An 18,179-nucleotide genomic window follows, 5' to 3' on the forward strand; every position below is an offset into this window, starting at 1 on the left:
TGCGGTTGGCCAGGGGCGGGGTGCGCAACCCGCGCCCGGGGTTCGGTTGCGCACCCTGGGCAACCCCTGAGGAATCTCCGGTCAGCCGCGCGGCAGTCGGCGCGCCGTCAGCGCGAGGCTGATCTCCGCCACGTCGTGCGGGCGGGCCAGGGAACGGCCGATGAGCTGCTCGCAGCGGCGCAGGCGGTTCAGGACGGTGTTGCGGTGGCAGTACAGCCGTTCACCGGCGCGCTGGGCGGACCCCTCGCAGGCGAACCAGGCGACCAGGGTGTCCAGCAGTACGTCGCGGTCGGCCGGTTCCAGGCGGAGCAGGGGGCCGAGCACCCGCTCGGTGAGGGTCGCGCCGAGCTCCGGGCAGGAGACGACCAGCGCCTCGGGGAGGTGTTCGGTGAGCCGGACCGTGCCGCCTTCCGGTGGGCAGATGCTCAGAGCCAGGTCGGCCAGACGCCGGGCGTCGCCCACGGCGGCGAGTCCCGTCACGGCGCTGCCGACGCCGATCCGGCGGCCGGCCGGAGCGTCGGCGGTCAGGTCCAGGGCCGCGAGGGGGTCCCGGTCGGGCGCCCTGTCGCCGCCGTCGGCGACCAGGACGATGCCGTGGACCACCTCCACTCCCGAGTGGAGGTACGCGCTCGCGCCGGCCGGAGGATCATGCGGCGGGCCGCCGGCGATCGCGACGACGACGTACCGGCCGTGCTCCGGCAGGCTCAGCCTCTCGGCGGTCTCGGGCAGGTCCGCGATCCTGCTCGTGCCGTCCAGGAGGGCGGCGGCCAGCAGGCGCACCCTGTTCTCGCGCCGCCAGGCGAGTTGCCGCTCGGCCTGCCGGTAGGCGTCCGCCACGAGGGTGCAGTGCTCGTCGACGAAGTTCCACACGTCGGTGGCCACGTGCACCAGGAGCCGGATGTCCTCGGGCTCGGAGCGGGTGGTCTCCTCGACCAGCCGCTGCCACACCAGGGACCCGCCCAGCCGGAACGCGTGCAGCAGGGCGTCCAGCGGCAGCCCCTGCTCGGCCCGGACGACGCCGATCCGCCAGGTGCAGCGGTGGGCGGCCTCACGGGTGCCGCGCGGGTCGAGAAGCGAGGTCACGCTGTGTCGCAGCGAGCGGTGCACCTCCTGCCAGGTGGCGGCGTGATCGTTCTCCAGCGCGGTCCGGTACGCCGGTTCCTGCTCGCGCAGGACCGCCAGCAGCCGGTCGGTCAGGTCCGGCAGGTCGTCCAGCAGGACGCGGGCGGCCCGGTGCAGGACGCGCAGCGCGTCGGCGTCGATCAGCGACCGGATCCGCCGTGACCGCGGCTGCGGAACGGGTGTCGGTCCGGTGCGGAACGTCGTACGTGTGCGTGCGGCAGGATGCATGGCGGTCCTCCCCCGACTTCGGCCTTCCGGCGGCCCCCGGCGCCGTCCGGGCGCGGCGGCGTCCGGCGGGTGCGCCGGCCGTGCGGCCGTCGCACCCGTGTGGTGCTGCTTCGAAGGATGACATACCGTCCGGTCGGTCCCCAGGGTCGTGCGGCGTCTTCTCGATGCGGCCGCCTAGATTTCCGGGGGGCTCAGCGCTGCTCTTGATCGACCATGCGGGCCAGTTCTATGCGGGAGCGCACGCCGAGGGCGGCGAAGACGTTGCGCAGGTGATAGTCGACCGTGCGGGTGCTGACGGCGAGCCGATGGGCCACCTCCCGGTTGGTGGCGCCCTCGGCCACGTGGCGTGCGATGCGCAGCTGCTGCGGCGTCAGCCCCGACAGCCCCACGGCCCGTTCCTTCCCGGACGCGGCGCCGTTGGCGCGCAGCTCGCCGCGCGTCTGGTCGGCCCAGGCTCCGGCGCCGCAGCGGTCGAAGCCGACCAGGGCGGCTCCGAGCCGGCCGCGCGCCTCCCGCAGCCTGCGGCGACGCCGCAGCCACCGGCCGTACAGAAGCTCGGTGCGGGCGCGCTCGAAGTCGCCGCCGGACTCGTCGTGGAGGGCGAGCGCCCGCAAGTAGAGGTCGTCGGCTTCCCGGTCGTCCGCGGCGAGCAGGGCGCGGCAGCGCGCAAGCTGGGCGGGCGCGTGCGGATCGGCACCGAAGGAGGCCCACCGGGCGAGGTCGGAGACGACGCCGTGCGCGTCCTCCGGCTGCCCGGCCAGCACCGCGGCCTCCACGAAGCAGGGCACGGCGAGCATCCAGACGGCGAAGTGACCGCGCCGCGGGCCGGGACCGACCAGGGGCCCGAGCCGGTCGGCGGCGTCCAGGGGACGACCGCGGGCCAGGTCGGCGCGGGCGGTGGCCCACTCGGCCAGGGTCGCGGCCTGGGCCAGGCCGTGGCGGCGGGCGGTGGCCAGGGCGGCCGAGGCGTACCCGGCCACCGCGGCGGTGTCCCCCTCGATCGAAGCGGCCAGGGCGAGCATCGCGTGGTGGCTCGCCGCGGTGTTGCGGTGGCCGGCGACGAGCGCCGCGCGCACGCCCTCCTCGGCGTGGGCGCGCGCCTGCGCGTGACGCCCGGCGCGCAGTTCGCCGTAGGCCAGGTACTCCAGGGCGCGTGCTTCACACGCGGCGGAGTCGGTGGTCCGGGCGGCCGCGAGGGCGCGGGCCCCGGCGGTGCGGGCCGCGTGGACGTCCCCGAGCAGCAGGGCCGCCGAAGCCGCCCGCAGCAGCCGCTCCGGCCGGTCGTCGCGGCAGGCTCGGTCCAGCACGCGCCGCAGGGGCCCGACGGCGTGCTCCGGCCGCCGGGCCAGCAGGGCACGCATACCGTCGCGGTAGTCCCGGAAGAAGGGGTCCGGGGCATCGGTGAGGCTTCTGGCGTCGGGTGACAGCGCGCTCTCGCCGGAGAAGTCCTCGGCTGTGACGGTGCCCGGTGCGGCGTCCCCGTCGGGCCGCTCCGTGAGGCCGGTGCCGTCGAGGATGGTCAGACAGATCATGACGTCGCCGGATGCCCAGGCGGCGTCGGTGGCGCAGAGGCGTGCGGCTTCAGCGGTGTCCGGGGCCTCGGGGGCCAATAGGGACGCGGCCAGCAGCAGGGTCTCGCGGGCGTCGCCGACCGGACCGTCGAACAACTGGCGCTTGCCGCGAGCGAGTTCGGCATGGCCGCGGTCCTCGGTGGCCGATCGGGCGGCGTCGCGGCCGTTCCGGCTCCGTGCGCGGGGAGCCGTTCGCACCCTGCTGCTGTCTCCCGTCATTTCACGGAGGCTACTTGCGCGTAGGGAAGACCGGAAGGCTTACGTCCGCGCCCTCCGGCGTGCAAACCCTTGGCTCCACCTGCGCGTTGACCGGTCCCGACCGGTGGACGGATTGTGCGGCGGCCCAACGGACGGCCGCTTCGGGAGTGCCCGGGCACGCCACCGGCGGCGGACGCCTCGCGCGCGTCCGCCGCCGGTCCCCCTCTGCCACGGCCCCGGGCCCCGCGGCGCGGTGCGCGGGACGGGTCAGGAACCGTGCGGGCAGTTGCCCCGGTACTCCTCGATGGTCAGGCTCGGCCGGGGCACCGGGCACAGGAACTGCTCGTAGCGGGTGTCGTTGTCGATGAACCGCTTGAGCCAGGAAATGCTGTACTTCGCGATCGTCGTGTTCGACGAGTTGGGCGTGAAGTGGGTCGCCGAGTTCAGCTCCAGGTATCCCCGGTCCAGCGAGGAGGACAGGCTGGAGTAGAAGGGTTCGGCGTGGGAGGCGACCGGGGCGATGGTGTCGCCGTCGGCGCCGAAGATCAGGGTCGGGGTGGTGACCTCGGGCCAGGTCTTGTCGAGGTTCCACGGAGTCAGCGGGATCGCCGCCTGGAGGGCCGGACGCGACTTGGCGGCCTCCAGGCTGCCGCCGCCGCCCATCGAGTGGCCCATGACGCCGAGACGCGAGGCGTCGATGCGGGTCCGCACCGAGCTGCGGTCGGTGAGGTAGTCCAGGGCGGCCAGCAGCTGACGGCCGCGGGAGTCGGGCTGGTCGAGCGTGGTGAGGGTGTCGATGGTGAAGACCACGAAGCCCTGCGAGGCCAGGCGCGGTCCGAGCCAGGCGATGGAGGACTCGTAGGCGGTGTAGCCGGGCGAGACGGCCACCGCCCCGAAGGTGCCGTCGCTGGTGCTCGTGGGGTAGTAGATCGTGCCGCCGCCGAATCCTGTGACGGACAGCGAGGAGACGGAGGTCTGCGACACGGCGTACGGGCCGCGCAGCGCCTCGATGCTGGAGGTGGTGGGGGCCGGGCCGCGTTCGAAGGGATTGTCCGCAGCGTGGGCCCCCGGGTTGTTCAGGGGTCCCAGGCCGACGGCGAGGGCGAGTGCCGCGGCGGCGCCGGCCAGTCGTCCGGCACGGTGTCGGGCCCGGTGCCCGAGGGGGCCACGGTTGCGCGTGGGCGAGTCGGTGTGGGGGTGGAGTTGCACGACGAGTCGTCCTCTCTGTCGTGGCGGTCGGCCGTTCGCGGGCACACGGGACCTGGGGCGTCTGCCGCGTGCCCGCGGTGGGCACCGCCGTCGGGCTGGCCGTGCCACTGTCAGGGAGGGGCTGCCACGCGGGGACCGGCAATGTCACCGGTCTTGTACGGCCGGTGCCGGGGACACGCCCGTCGTTGGGGGCCGTCGTGCGGCGATCGCCCCGGGGCGCCTGTCGGCTGGTAGTGCCGACGACCGCGAGGCCGAGGCCGAACAGTGCGGCGCCCGTGGGCCGCCCGAGCGCACGGTGGACGCGGGGCTCGTGGCGGGCCGGCCCGGCCCTGGACAGCGGGGACACGGGGCTGCCCGGCCAGGCGAGGATGGCGTGGGGGCCAGTTGGGCAGCAGGCCGGTGCAGAACATCGCGATGTTCGACGGCGAGAACGGCAGCGGTCGAGGCGGCGGGCACGGGCGCGAGCGCACGTCTGCGGTGGGGGCCTGAAGGCGGGGTGGCCCAACTCGGGGTGCCTGCTCCGCGGGCTCGGGCACCGCAGCGGAAGGACGAGCGCGGATTCGACGTGCAAGCCCGGCCGGCTCCCCCGCCGTCCGATATGAGGGCAGGGGAACCGTCGCGAGCGAGGGTGCGGCGCCTTCTCACGCGCGGCGCCTTCTCACGCGCGGCGCCTTCTCACGCGCGGCGCCTTCTCACGCGCGGCGCCGCACGCGTCAGTCCACGATCACCTCGGTACGCATCGCCGGGGCCGACCCGGCGAGTTCGGCGCCGAAGTTCCCTTCGACCTCCGCCTTCTCCGACGCGTCCGGATACGGATTCGTGCACGAAGTGCCCGCGGAGGAACCGGACATCAGGCTCGAGCACGGTCCGGGCTTGCGATCCGGCAGGCCGAGGATGTGCCCGAGTTCGTGCGCGGAGATGCGGATCGTGTTGTAGCCCTGGTCGACGGCTTGGCGCCCGATGTACACCGTCCCGTTGCCCAGAGTGGTGGGCAGCGCGCGCGGCCAGCCGTTGTCCGCGAGGACCCGTATGTTCGCTCGCTGCCCGGATGCGACCGGCCGCAGCTCGACGGCGTCGACACTCTCGTTCCAGATTGCCGCGCCCCGCTCGACGGCGCTCTTGAACTCCGCGGAGCCGCCGGCGTCATAGGTCAGGACGCGGGCGGCGAGTGGTGCATCGGGGGCAGCGGCCGCGGCCTGGCCACCCGTCAGGGTCAAGGACACCAGACAGGCGGCGGCGAGGCCGCCGGTCAGCATTCGGACGTGCATGATCGACCTCCTTGTGGGGAAAGGGCAGTCGTGCTCATGACACTCTTTAGCCCATTGCCCGGCAAGGTCACCGCTGAATCCGTCAATTCGCGCCCGCGGACTCGGGCGCGCGCACCCGCGCAACAGGCCGCTGTCAGGCGACAGCCGCCACCGAGACGCCGAGGGCGATGAACAGCCAGCCAGTGGTCAGCTCCCAGCGGTGGCGGATCGTCGGCCTGGAGAGCAGGGCTCGCAGTCGCGCGGCGACGACAACGAGTGCGAACCAATAGGCGACGCCGATGACGACGTCCAGCATGCCCAGGAAGAAGATCTGCCGGGCCGGAGAACCGTCGCCCTCGACGAACTGGGGCAGGACGCTGAGGAAGAAGAGGGCGGCCTTGGGATTGAGCACGTTGGTGAGGAATCCCTGGGTGAATCCGGACCGGGGGCGTCCCCGGACGGGCCCGCCCTCCCGAGGGGTCTGAGAGGCGACCTCGTTGGCGTTCCGCCTTTCACGGGCGGCCCGGCGGGCGGCCAGTACGGCGCGCACACCGAGATACACGAGGTAGGCCGCCCCCATCAGTTTGATCCCGTCGTACACCAGGGGGGAACGGGTGGCGATCACCGAGAGACCGGCCGCCGCGGCCAGCATGTGCACGCACAACCCGGTCTGCGCGCCCAGCGCAGCGGCCCTGCCCTTCGACGGATCCTCGGTCGCCGATCTGACCACCACGAGGAAGTCCGGGCCCGGCACCACATACGCCACCAGCACAACACCGAGGAAACCGACCAGGTCGACCGTCATCCGCCCTCCACTCCCGCACCCTGCGAAACCACCCGCAGTCAGGGCCCGTTGACGCCTCTGCGCGCCGAAGACCGAGCCGCCGGCCCCGTCGAGTACCCCCATGCGGGCCGCCCGGACAGCCCGGCGGCCGGAACGAGGGCTGAACCCGCACCCCTGGACGAGCGTGATCTCCGGCGTTGACCTCGCACAGGAGGCACGAGCACAATCTGCGGGCCTGCGTCACCGCAGGCGAACAGGGGGAACCATGTACGACCAAGGGTCCTGACCGCGAGACGATCGATGCCATCGCGCGGAACCCGGCGGCACCGGTCGACGTACTGACCAGACTCCTGAGCAAGGAAGCCATCGCCGCCCGGGACGCGATGGGTTGGCGCGCTCTGCCGGGCGAGGTGGTCGACGCGATCGTCGCGCATCCCGACCACAGGCTGCGGTCGGTGTTCGCGGCGAACCCCTCGGTGACGCCGCAACAACGCGCCCGGCTCGTCGACGATCCCGACGCACGGGTGCGCGAGGCTCTGGCCTACGGACCCGACTGGTTCCGCATCCCCGTGGAGCCCCTGCCCGGGGCCGTCCAGAAGCGCCTGCTCGCCGACCGGGAAGCACGGGTCCGCCACAGCACGGCCAACTGCCGGTTCACGGCTCCGGATCTGGTCGCCGGGCTGGCCGACCACCAGGACCCGGGCCTCCGGAAGGCGGCGTGCCGCGCGTGGGGCCTGCTCTCCGACGACACCCGCAACCGTCTGCTCGGCGACGTCGACGAGGACGTACGTCAGGCGGCCATGACGAAGGCCTGCCGCGACGACGCGGGGTACACCGACCTCCTGCTCGACTCGGACCTCGGCTCCTTCGCCCGGCAGGAGGTGATCCGCCACGGTGCCATGAGCACGGCGACCGCCGAACGGCTCGCGGCGAGCGGCGAAGCGGCGGATCGGCGCGAACTGGCGGCCAACCTCGCCGTGTCCATCGACATCGTCCGCACGCTGGCCGACGACGACGCGCACAGCGTCCGGCTGGCCGTGTCGGTACGCCCCGAGCTGACGGAGAGCGAACGTGCCGCCGTCGACATCACCATCACCTCGTCCGACCGCCTGTATCCGGTCGAATGGGTGCGCCGGTGTGCCGATCCCGACGTGCTGCGCCGGTGCGCCCGGTCCGCCAACATCCTCCTGCGCCGCAGCGCCGCCTGCGCTCCCCACCTGCCCGCCGACGCCGTCGAGCTGCTCGCCGAGGACGACGACTACCCCGTGAGACTCCTGCTGTGCGAGAACCAGCCGAGCGTCGACGGCGAGGTCGTGCTGCAGACCTACCTGGACTGCAAGGTCATCACCAAGGGCGGTCTGCTCGGCCACGCCAACTTCCCGCGCACGGGCGCCGGGCGGCGCTTCGCCGACGACCCGGACCCGGAGAAGAGGTGGCTGGTGGGACTCGACGCGCAGGCACCGGCCGCCGTGGTGGTCCGGCTGCTCGCCGATCCCGACGGACGCGTACGCGGCATGGCCGCCGCGCACCCCGCCCTGCCGGTCGACCTCGTCCTGGAGAGCTGCAGGAACCCGGAGCTCTCCTCCCGGGCCCTGAGCAACCCCGGCCTCCCGGCAGAGGTCATGCACCAGTACCTCGACGCCCTGGGCATTCCCCGCTGATAGCGGCGTCGGTCAGCGCCGCGACATCAGCGCCGGCCGGCGGTCCTAGCCCGCCGCCCGCCTCTCGGCGCCCGGCAGCGGCGGCAGCGTCGTCCCGTGGATCCACGCCTGCAGCAGTTCGTCCACCGGCTCGGTCGCGAAGCGCGCCACGTGCGCGGTGAAGGCCGCGGTGGTGACCGTGCCGCCCCGGTGCAAGTGCCCCCAGCCGCGCAGCATGCGGAAGAAGGCGATGTCGCCCAGCGCGCGGCGCACGGCGTGCAGGACGAGCCCGCCGCGTTCGTAGAGCCGGTCGTCGAACATCGACTTGCGCCCCGGATCCGACAGTCTCAGGTCCTGCGGCAGCGACGACAGCAACCGGTGGGCGGCGGCCGCGAGTTGCTCCGCCGTACGCCCGCCTGAGCGTTCCGACCACAGCCACTCCGCGTACTTCGCGAATCCCTCGTTGAGCCAGATGTGCCGCCAGTCGGCGATCGACACGCTGTTGCCGAACCACTGGTGCGCCAGCTCGTGCGCCACGAGTCGCTCCGAGCCCCGTGCCCCGTCCACGTGGTTGGCGCCGAACAGCGACAGTCCCTGTGCCTCGACGGGCACGTCGAGCTCCTCCTCGGTCACCACGACCGCGTATTCGTCGAACGGGTACGGCCCGAAGAGCTCCTGGAACACCTCCATCATCTGCGGCTGGCGTGCGAAGTCCCGAGAGAAGTCGCCCAGCAGATGCGCGGGGATGTGCCCGTGCTGCGGGACCCCGCCCGGGCCCGGGTCGCCCAGCAGGACCGTCTGGTACTTGCCGATCACGAGGCCGACCAGATAGCTGGAGGTCGGCGCCGACTGCTCGTACACCCAGGTGGTGGTGCTCGCCTTCGTCGTCCGGGTCAGCAGTCGTCCGCCCGCCACCACCGCGTACGCCGACGGCGTGGTGATCGAGAGCTGGTAGGACGCCTTGTCGGCGGGCCGGTCGTTGCACGGGTACCACGACGGCGCGCCGATCGGCTGGCTGGCCACCAGCGCCCCGTCCTCCAGTTCCTCCCAGCCGAGCCCGCCCCAGGGGCTGTTCACCGGCTCGGGGTTGCCCGACCAGTGCACCTCGACCGTGAAGGGCGCCCCGGCGCGGACCGGCTTGGCGGGACGCAGGCGCAGCCTGCCGCCGCGGTGCGTGTAGTGCGGCTGGCGTCCGTCGACGCGGACCCTGCCGATCTTGTAGTCGGCCAGGTTCAGCACGAACTCGGTGAGCGGCGCCCGTCCCGCTATGGCGTTGACGCGGGCCGTCCCGGAGAGCCGGTTCGGGCCCGGGCGGTAGTCCAGCGCGAGCTCGTACCGGTGCACCCGGTACCGGGGGTCGCCGTGCTCCGGAAAGTACGGGTCCGCGCCCGCCGCCTGCTGGACTGCCACTGCCGTCTGCTCTCCCTGCGCTGCGCTGCTGCCACTGCCTGCCGGTGCGTCGCCTCCCGGCCCCGAGTGACCCGCGCTCAGGGGCGCCATGCCTCGATCGGGTTGCCGAGCCAGCGGGTGTCGTCGGGGACGGACTCCGCGGCCATGACGAGCGACGCGGGACCCAGCGTGGTGCGGGCCCCGATCGTGCTGCCGGGCAGGACGATCCCGCCAGGGCCCAGCGTCGCGCCCTCACGGAGGACCACAGTATCCGTCCGCAAGATCCGGTCGTGGAAGAGGTGCGTCTGAAGGACGCAGCCCCGGTTCACGGTGGCGGCGTCCCGGAGCGTCACCAGGTCCGTCTCGGGCAGCCAGTAGCTCTCCACCCACACGCCCCTGCCGATCCGGGCGCCCAGGCCCCGCAGCCAGGCCGTCATCACCGGTGTGCCCGGCACCGCGCCCGCCAGCCACGGCACGGCGAGGACCTCGACGAAGGTGTCCGCCAGCTCGTTGCGCCACACGAAGGACGACCACAGCGGGTGCTCCCCGCTGCGGTGCCGCCCCACGAGCGCCCACTTCGCGACGATCGAGACGAGGGCCGCGCCCCCGCCCGCCGCGAGCAGCACCAGCCCTGACAGCAGCGGCGCCCAGGCCCCCAGGGCGCACAGCGCGGCGATCGTCAGCACCGCCAGGCCCGCCGAGCAGAACACCGGCACGATCCGGCACAGCTCCACCAGGCCGCGCGCCCACAGCAGCCGGGCCGGCGGCTCGTAGGTGCGGCTCTGGTCTCCGTCGGCGGCGGCGCGCGGCAGCTTGACCGGCGGCAGCCCCAGGTAGGAGGTGCCCTTCTTGGCCTTCTTCGGGGTCGCCGACAGCACGCCGACCAGCCCGCCGTCCGGCACGCTCCGTCCGGGCGCCGTCATCCCCGAGTTCCCGAGGAAGGCCCGCCGCCCGATCTCGGCCCGGCCGATCCGCATCCAGCCGCCGCCGAGTTCGTAGGGCGCGGTCAGGGTGTCGTCGGCCAGGAACGCGCCCTCGCCGACGGTCGTCAGGCTGGGCAGTGCCAGCACCGTCGACACCTCGGCGCCGCGTCCGATCCGCATGCCGAGCAACCGCAGCCACACCGGCGTGACCAGCCCGGCGTACAGCGGGAACAGCGTCTCGCGGGAGCGGTCCATCAGCTGCGTGACCGTCCAGGCCTGCCACCCGATCCGGCTGTGCGTGGGGTGCGTCCCCTCGCGCAGGCCGAGGCTCAGCAGCCGTACCGCGATCAGGAGCAGCAGCGCGTACGCGAGTCCGTAGGTGAGCGTCGCCGGTACGACGGCCAGGGCGGCGCCGGTGAGGACCGATCCGGGGGTGACGAAGGCGCGGGCCACGAGGAGCGCGGCCAGCCCCGCGAGCACCGGGAGCGCGGTGAGTGCGAGGCCGGTGAGGCCGTACATCAGGCTCCAGTGCGTGCCCCGGCGCGGCCGTTCCTTCGGCCAGTTGCGCTTGGCCTTGCCGAGCTTGACCGCGGGCGCGCCCGCCCACCGCTGACCGGTGGGAATCTGTCCCGTGACGGCGGAGCCAGGGGCCACCTCGGCGCGCTTGCCCACCCGGGCGCCGGGGAAGAGCACGCTGCGGGTGCCGACGACGGCGTGGGCACCCACCTTGACCGTGCCGACCTCCAGCCGGTCGCCGTCCAGCCAGTAGCCGGACAGGTCCACCTCGGACTCCACGGCCGCGCCCCGCCCCAGCTTGAGCATGCCGGTGACCGGGGGCAGCGAGTGCAGATCGACGTCCGGGCCGACCTTGGCGCCCAGCGCCCGCGCGTACCGCTCCAGCCAGGAGCCGGTCAGCGAGGTCGCGCCGCTGAACTCGGCCAGCCGTTCGGCGGTCCACAGCCGCAGGTGTACGCCGCCTCCGCGCGCGTACCGGCCGGGCTTCACGCCGCGCAGCAGCAGTCGCGCGCCGCCTGCGGCCAGGGCGAGCCGCCCCGGCGGGCTGAACAGCGCCGCGGCTGCGACCGCGAGGAGCCACCAGGGGGCCGTGGGCAGCCACGCGTAGGCGGGCAGCAGATTGCCGAGTGCGGCCAGTGCCACGGTCCAGCGCAGCCCGAGGAGGGTGAAGAGCGGCACGAGGAGCAGTAGTTGGATTGCCTGGGCGCGCCTGGGCACAGGGGTGATCGTGCGCCTGGCCTCTTCGTCCCGCGCCGACTTCTCGAGCCGGCGGGCGAGCTTGCGCAGCACGGGCTGCTGGTAGATGTCCAGGACGGCCGCGCCGGGGTAGCGGGTGCGCAGCCGGGTGGTGAGCTGGGCGGCGGACAGACTGCCGCCGCCGATCGCGAAGAAGTCGTCGAAGGCGCTGGTGACCGGGATGCCGAGCACCTCGGTCCACTGCTCGGCGAGCCAGGCCTCGGTGCCGTAGAGCTGCTCGGCGGGGCCGCCCGTCTCCAGGTCCTTCAGCGGCCAGGGCAGGGCGCCCCGGTCGACCTTGCCCGACGTGCGGGTGGGCAGTTCCTCGACCGGGGCGAGCAGCGGCACGAGCGCGGCAGGCAGTTCGGCCCGCAGTGTGTCGACGGCGGTGGCGTGGTCCCAGCCGTCCTGGGTGACGACGTAGCCGACGAGGAGCTGGTTGCCGCTGCGGGCGGTGCGTACGGCGGCCGCGGCTGAGGCGACCCCGGGCAGGCCCTGGAGTGCGGCGTCGACCTCGCCGAGCTCGATCCGCCGCCCGCCGAGCTTGATCTGCTCGTCGGCCCGGCCGAGGAAGACCAGCCCCTCGGGCTCCGCCTTGACGAGGTCGCCGCTGCGGTACGCCCGCTCCCAGCCCAGGGGTTCCAGGGGCGCGTACTTCTCCGCGTCCTTCTCGGCGTCGAGGTACCGGGCGAGACCGACCCCGCCGATCACCAGCTGTCCGCTGCCGCCCATGGGCACGGGCTCTCCGGCCTCGTCGACGACGGCCAGCTCCCAGCCGTCCAGGGGCAGCCCGATCCGGATCGGCTCCTGACCGCTCATCAGCGAGGCGCAGGCCACCACGGTCGCCTCGGTCGGACCGTACGTGTTCCAGACCTCGCGCCCCTCGGTCACCAGCCGCTGGGTCAGCTCCGGCGGGCAGGCCTCACCGCCGAAGATCAGCAGCCGTACGTCGTTGAGGGTCTCCGGCTCCCACAGGGCGGCGAGCGTGGGCACGGTCGACACGACGGTGATCTCCTGCTCGACCAGCCAGGGCCCGAGATCGGCGCCGCTCCTGACCTGCGAACGCGGCACCGGTACCAGGCAGGCGCCGTACCGCCAGGCCAACCACATCTCCTCGCAGGAGGCGTCGAACGCCACGGACAGCCCCGCCATGACCCGGTCGCCGGGGCCGATCGGCTCCTCGGTGAGGAACAACGCGGCCTCGGCGTCCACGAACGCGGCGGCGCTGCGGTGGGAGACGGCGACGCCCTTGGGCTTGCCGGTGGAGCCGGACGTGAAGATGATCCACGCGTCGTCCCCGACGCCGGGGCGTGCGGCGGGGGTCTCGCCGGCACCGTGCACGGTGATCTCGTGTCCGGCGCCGACGACGGCCCGCACGTCCGCCTCGCCGAACACCAACTCGGCCCGCTCGTCAGGGTCTTCGTGGTCGACGGGGACGTAGGCCGCGCCGGCCGCGAGTACGGCGAGGATCGCGGTGTACAGCTGGTTGGTGCCGGACGGCACGCGGACTCCGACCCGGTCCCCGCGCCCGACCCCGGCGGAGCCGAGTTGTCGCCGCAGCAGCTCCACCTCCGCTGCGAGTTCCCGGTAGGTGAGGCTGGTCGTGCCGTCGTCCAGGGCGGGCTCCTCCGGATACGACCGCACGGAGGCGTCGAAGATGTCGACGAGGGTGCGGGGCGAAGCCGCCGGGCGTCCCGAGAAGCGGGCCGCGTCACCGAACTCCTGCTGGATCTCCGCGCCGAGCTCATCGCCGAGCAGGCCGAGAGCGTCGCTCTCCCGTATGGCTGCCATCCGGTCCTCGCGTCTCGAGCCCGGATGCCTCCGGGGCGCTGGCGGGCCCGCAGGTATGCCTGGGGTTGTCCGACTCCAGCTCGGTAACAAGCCGGAAATCTTAGTACGACGCTAGATTTGGGCGCTTCGGAACGCCACTTGGGGCAGCCGTACGAGGGTGGGACGGGGCCGACGGCACTGATGCTGACCAGGGGGTCTTCCGGCGAACGAGACTTCTCCCACACCGATGATCAGGTCGCCCTCCATGGACGGCCCGGTGAGCCGAAGCACGGAAGTTGTCACCAGGGGAGCCAGAAGAACCGGTGTACAGGACCGTCGGAGCGGCCTGGTTGTCACCAGCGAAGCACGCGGCTTGTCACACATGCTCACTCGGCAGCCCTTCTGTCACCAGGAGCGAGGATCGACAGCATCCGGCTCCCCGAGGCGGTTCCATGCGGCGACACTTCACCACAACCGCGTCCTGCTCCTGTGCGTCCTACCACTGAGCGCCGGCAGGAGCCGGCTACCCCGGGGGATCAGGACGCGAGTCATGCAGAAGTACGCGATCGTCCAGCACATCACACGGTTCTTCTGGCCTTGGCATGGTGCGAGGCGACAGCCGCCCACGTCCGTCCGGCGACTGGTGGTGCTCTGGCTGGTCGCGCTTGCCTTCGGTGCCGGGTTCACTGCGCTCGGCTGGGATGATTTCGACGGCAGCTTCGTCATGGCGATGCTGCTCCTCTTCTATATCGTCGACGACATCAGCGACGGGGTACCGCACCGCTGGCCAGCCGCACTGGCCGCTGTAGCAGTCCTGATGGGCGCCACCCGGCTCACCAGCGCCGTCCTGCCCGACTCCCTCGACAATGCCTGGGCGCAGAGCGTCGCCGCCGCTGTCGGTGTCACGCTCGGGTTGGCAGTGAGCGCCGCGATCACACGGCTTCCGGAGCGCCGACCACATCGGCCCGTCGAGGGACACGACTCCGGGGTCGGCGGACAAGACTCTCGGTAAAGGACATAGCCGCCGACCTCGGTGACAACAAACCTGCCTTTGTGACACCTATCGCGCTTCGGCTCACCCGGAGGGCGGCAACGGCTGCTTCCAAACGTCCTCTAGTAGTCGAGATCCAGGTAGTCGATGTCGTTGATGGCCACGTCCGACAGGTCCATCGCGCGGACGCCGCCGTCCTGGAAGTACACCTCCTTGAAGCCGTCCGCGATGATCTGCCGCATCTCCTGGTCGCCGGCACCGGTGTCGCGTGCCTCGAACAGGCGGCGGGCGTGCTCCGGTGTGAGGTGCACGGTGAGGCGGCGGAAGCGGCCGTCGTCGGTGGTGCCGATCGGTGCGGTGTAGCCGAAGCGGGCCCGCGTCTCCACGGTGATGCCGCCCGTGGCCGCGGCCTGCCTGCGCCGGCGCTTGCGGACCTGGGGCTGCCAACGGGACCGTACGGCCGTGTCGATCCTGCGCTGGATGTCCCGCGGCGGGTGCCTGCGTTCGCCCGTGCGGTAACGCTCCACCGACCGCTGGCTCACCCCGAGCTCCGCCGCCACCGCCCGGGTCGTCTTGAGCTGCCTCATCAGGAAGTTGATCTGGCCTTTGAGGGTCTTGGGCGGTTCCCGGGTGAAGGCCTCCTGGTCGGCGCGCTCGATGGCGTCGTCGATCTCTCCCACGGCGTCAGTTCCCTTCGCGAGTCGGGCCGTCAGGGTGGCGGCCCGGCTGATGCGCGGTCACGGTCACAGCCCTACTCCCCTTCGTCGAGGACGGCGTCGCCGCCCTTGATGTGGCGGGCCGGGTTGTAGCCCTTCTCCATCAGGTCCACTGCCCAGAGCATCTCCTGGACGCCTTCCGGTTTCGCCAGGCCCGGGCTGGGGCCGAGGCGGAAGCCGCCGGGCTGGGGCTTGCCGGAGGCCGCGTAGGGCAGGAAGTCCAGCGGGCTGGGGCCGGGGCTCGGGTAGACGACGCAGTCGGACAGCACCGCGAGCGGGTACAGGCCCGTCAGCTTCGCCATGTTCAGCAGTTTGCGGTGCATGTTGACCCGGGCCTTGGAGATGACGGCGGCGCGGATGTCGGGGCGCCAGGTCGGGCGTTCCAGGGCCGGCCAGCGCTCTCCGTCCCGGTAGCGACGGCCCTGGGGGCGCTCACGCAGCTTGCCGATGCCGCCCTTGACGGTGGCCTTGATCGCCCCGAGGACCGCGGCCAGGGCCGGATCGGCGTCCTTGTGCCGCTCCATCGCCGCGAGGAAGGCACGGTCGTCGAGGTCCCGGGTGACGCCGAGGTCGGCGAGGGTGTCGAGGTAGGCGGTCTTGAGCCGGTCGTGCCACGGATCCAGGTAGGCGCCGGTCTCGCGCCGCAGGTACGCCTCCAGCGGCTGGACGTTGTAGCCGAGTTCCTGGGCGTAGGCGACGGTGTGGGTCTGGTACCAGGCCGGGCCGTCGGGTCGCTCGCCGGTCGGCGTGAACGGGCTGGGCAGGCGGGGGTCCAGCTCCACGTGGGAGAGGTCGACCAGCCAGGAGCCGGGGATCTTCGGGTTGAACTGCGGGCCGTGGAAGTGGTCCGGTGCCGACAGGCCGACCGTGAGCCGGGCGGCGGCGGCGAGGAACGCGGTGTTCAGGTCCAGGCCGACCGCGTAGGGCAGATGGCACTCCTCGTCGCTCAGCAGGTCGACGTCGCGCACCCACTGGTAGGCCTCCTCGTTCAGGAAGCCGCCCTTCCAGCCGGAGCCCACGACCACGGGATGTTCCTGGGTGGCCTCCGGCGGCGCCGGGTCCATCGGTTCGGTGCCGAGGCTGCCCGGGTTGTGGCCGGCGACCCAGTTGCCTGTGGTCTCGTCCCGTACGGCGCGGGTGGGCGGGCGCAGGGCCGTCATCAGTTCCAGGCCCGAAACGGCGGTGGAGCCGCGCGGGGTGATGACGCGGCGGGCGTAGACGCCGAGGACGCGGGCGATGTCGGCCGGTTCCATCGCGGCGACGCCGGGCCAGGACCGCTCGTCGAGGGCGCCCCAGGAGAGGACGGCCAGCTGTACGCACTGTCGCTGAGTGCCCTGCGCCTTGCGGTAGACGCGCGCCCAGGGGCCGAAGCCGCGCTGGGTGAGCTGCCACTTCGCCTTCTTCACCTGCTGGACGACGGGGTGGTCGTCGGGCAGGCGTAGGTTGCGGCGCTGCTCGTGGCCTTCCAGGCGCTCCGGCAGTCCGAGCTTCACGGCGGCCGCGGCGGTGAGGACGATCAGCGGGTCGGAGTCCTTGCCGTTGCGGTGCAGGCGCGCGGCACCGACGCCGGACTCGTGCAGCGTCCACTCCACCAGCTCCGGGACGGAGGTGGCGGGGCAGTCGAGGACGATGCCGTCGACGCCGTACGCGGAACCGTCGGCGTCCAGCACGGCCAGCGGGCCGTGCGGGAAGCGCGCGTCGGACACGGGCTGCGGGGGCTGCTTCGCCGGGCGCCTCGATGACGCCGCCGGGCGGCGCTCGGGTGCGGCTGGGGTGGGCGCGGCGCTCCCCGGCTTCGGGCCCTCGGCCGCGGGCGGGACGACGACCGTCTTCGGCGCCTCCTGCCGGGAGGGGGCGGGCACGCCGTGCGCCGGGTACTTCTCCGACCAGCCGCGCAGCAGACGCTGGTAGGCCTCCAGACGCGGCGACTTGGGCTCGGAGCGGCCGTTCTCGTAGTTCTTCACCGTCTGCGTCGTCGTCTTCAACGCCTGGGCGAGACGGGCCTGGGTGATCCCGGCGGCCTCGCGCAGCCGGGCCCGCTCGGCCGGGGGCGGGAGCTGCGGCTCCTCCTCCAGCAGAGCGTCCACGCTCGCGAACAGCTCTTCCTCGGATGCCATGTCGGTCTACCTCCTCGCCGGGGAGCCTACCAAGGTTTACCCCACCACTTAACCCGTTCCCTTAACCCGTCTGCGGGAATTCACAGGGCGTGGTGTGGTCGCCGGACGTCACGGTCATCCCAGCGGGCAGCTTCGCCAAGGACTGGACCGAGGTCAGCGCTCTGCGGCCGCAGGAGAGCCATCTGCGCGTCGGTCGCTCCGCGGAGGTGCACCACGCCTGATCCCCGCTCGGGCACCATGTGCCCCCTTGGGCCCGGCCCGTCAGGGTGCGGGCCCCTTCAGGGTGATGTCGTCCAGCGGGGGGCTGTCACGGCCCAGGCGGTTTCCCACGCCACGAGGTTGCGGTGCCGGATGAGGCGGTGAACCGTGCCGTAGGCGGCGGCTGCCGCGACGTGGACGCCCAGGACGGCGATCAGCGCGGAGCCCATGGCACGGTTGCGGATCTGATCGGGGCTCAGGGGCGGATCGGTGAGTGCTCCGTCGGTGTCGGCCCAGACGCGGATGATGGTGCCCCTGGGCAGGTCCGGCTGGGCTTCGGCGTGAGCGGTGCGGATGCGTCCGTGGGGGTCGGTGAAGCGGACCTTGGTCGGGTAGAGGGTCTGTCTCGCCTCGGCGGAGCCGGGTTCGGGGTGGCTACGGGCGTCCTCGACGAGTACCGCGGTCGTGGGGTGCCGGGTGGCGGCCTGGTGCTGGGCGGTGCGGGCGTAGTGGCGGTGGGCGGCGTCGCCGACGAGGAACAGGGCGAGGGGGGTTGCCGCCAGCACGGCCAGGGTCAGGCCGAGGCCGGTCCACCCCTGGGCCAGGTCGCTGCGGCGGCGCAGGGGGTTGCGCCGCAGCCGCCAGAACATGACCCGGGGCAGCTCCCGCGGATGCGGCGGTGGGGGCTGGGGCGGGGGTGTGCGGCCGGGCATGGTTCCTCCTTTCGGCGGTGGACACGGCGCGTGCGGGGGGCCGACCGGGCACGAGGGGGCAGGGCGGGGTGGCCGGGAGTTCGTCGCGAAACGGGCGTCGGCGCGCGGTGGT

General features: G+C 72.9%; 12 protein-coding genes and 1 pseudogene. 3 read left to right on the top strand and 10 right to left on the bottom strand.

The window, feature by feature from the left end:
* Window positions 1-81: 81 nt before the first annotated feature.
* From QOL88_RS00915 to QOL88_RS00935, 5 genes and pseudogenes are all read right to left on the bottom strand, one after another.
* Window positions 82-1,350 carry a PucR family transcriptional regulator gene (locus tag QOL88_RS00915; protein WP_097214619.1) on the bottom strand — a complete coding sequence of 423 codons (1,269 nt, stop codon included), beginning with the start codon at window positions 1,348-1,350 and terminating at the stop codon, window positions 82-84.
* Window positions 1,351-1,541: 191 nt separating this feature from the next.
* Window positions 1,542-3,161 (bottom strand): annotated as a pseudogene (locus QOL88_RS00920) (LuxR C-terminal-related transcriptional regulator); the annotation flags it as partial.
* Between the two features lie 225 nt (window positions 3,162-3,386).
* On the bottom strand, window positions 3,387-4,328 hold the full coding sequence (gene bdeA, locus QOL88_RS00925; protein WP_097214621.1) for a bis(hydroxyethyl) terephthalate hydrolase: 942 nt from the start codon (window positions 4,326-4,328) through the stop codon (window positions 3,387-3,389).
* Between the two features lie 713 nt (window positions 4,329-5,041).
* On the bottom strand, window positions 5,042-5,596 hold the full coding sequence (locus QOL88_RS00930; protein ID WP_097214622.1) for a snapalysin family zinc-dependent metalloprotease: 555 nt from the start codon (window positions 5,594-5,596) through the stop codon (window positions 5,042-5,044).
* Between the two features lie 133 nt (window positions 5,597-5,729).
* Window positions 5,730-6,380: a LysE family translocator gene (locus QOL88_RS00935; protein ID WP_097214623.1), complete on the bottom strand. Its 651-nt coding sequence runs from the start codon at window positions 6,378-6,380 to the stop codon at window positions 5,730-5,732.
* A 176-nt stretch (window positions 6,381-6,556) separates the two neighbouring features.
* Between QOL88_RS00935 and QOL88_RS00940 the strand changes: the two genes are divergently transcribed.
* Complete coding sequence (locus QOL88_RS00940; protein WP_257027355.1) at window positions 6,557-8,020, top strand: hypothetical protein; 1,464 nt, start codon at window positions 6,557-6,559, stop codon at window positions 8,018-8,020.
* A gap of 45 nt (window positions 8,021-8,065) precedes the next feature.
* On the opposite strand, the gene QOL88_RS00945 is transcribed toward QOL88_RS00940, so the two are convergent.
* Window positions 8,066-9,409: a M1 family metallopeptidase gene (locus tag QOL88_RS00945; RefSeq protein WP_097214624.1), complete on the bottom strand. Its 1,344-nt coding sequence runs from the start codon at window positions 9,407-9,409 to the stop codon at window positions 8,066-8,068.
* A gap of 77 nt (window positions 9,410-9,486) precedes the next feature.
* A complete protein-coding gene (locus QOL88_RS00950; RefSeq protein WP_097214625.1) occupies window positions 9,487-13,353 on the bottom strand; it encodes a Pls/PosA family non-ribosomal peptide synthetase in 3,867 nt (1,288 codons plus the stop codon).
* A 529-nt stretch (window positions 13,354-13,882) separates the two neighbouring features.
* Here QOL88_RS00950 and QOL88_RS00955 point away from each other — a divergent pair.
* On the top strand, window positions 13,883-14,344 hold the full coding sequence (locus QOL88_RS00955) for a hypothetical protein (RefSeq protein ID WP_257027359.1): 462 nt from the start codon (window positions 13,883-13,885) through the stop codon (window positions 14,342-14,344).
* A gap of 101 nt (window positions 14,345-14,445) precedes the next feature.
* On the opposite strand, the gene tpg is transcribed toward QOL88_RS00955, so the two are convergent.
* Window positions 14,446-15,003 carry a telomere-protecting terminal protein Tpg gene (tpg, locus tag QOL88_RS00960; RefSeq protein ID WP_097214626.1) on the bottom strand — a complete coding sequence of 186 codons (558 nt, stop codon included), beginning with the start codon at window positions 15,001-15,003 and terminating at the stop codon, window positions 14,446-14,448.
* A 71-nt stretch (window positions 15,004-15,074) separates the two neighbouring features.
* Window positions 15,075-17,156, bottom strand: a complete 2,082-nt coding sequence (tap, locus tag QOL88_RS00965) for a telomere-associated protein Tap (RefSeq protein ID WP_097214627.1) — start codon at window positions 17,154-17,156, stop codon at window positions 15,075-15,077.
* An 89-nt stretch (window positions 17,157-17,245) separates the two neighbouring features.
* Between tap and QOL88_RS00970 the strand changes: the two genes are divergently transcribed.
* Entirely contained in the window at window positions 17,246-17,377 is a 132-nt protein-coding gene (locus QOL88_RS00970; RefSeq protein ID WP_257027361.1) for a hypothetical protein, read from the top strand.
* Between the two features lie 57 nt (window positions 17,378-17,434).
* On the opposite strand, the gene QOL88_RS00975 is transcribed toward QOL88_RS00970, so the two are convergent.
* Window positions 17,435-18,067 carry an Rv1733c family protein gene (locus QOL88_RS00975; RefSeq protein ID WP_097214628.1) on the bottom strand — a complete coding sequence of 211 codons (633 nt, stop codon included), beginning with the start codon at window positions 18,065-18,067 and terminating at the stop codon, window positions 17,435-17,437.
* Window positions 18,068-18,179 lie beyond the last annotated feature (112 nt).

Source organism: Streptomyces sp. Ag82_O1-12, from assembly GCF_900182715.1.
In the GTDB taxonomy this organism is placed as follows: domain Bacteria; phylum Actinomycetota; class Actinomycetes; order Streptomycetales; family Streptomycetaceae; genus Streptomyces; species Streptomyces massasporeus.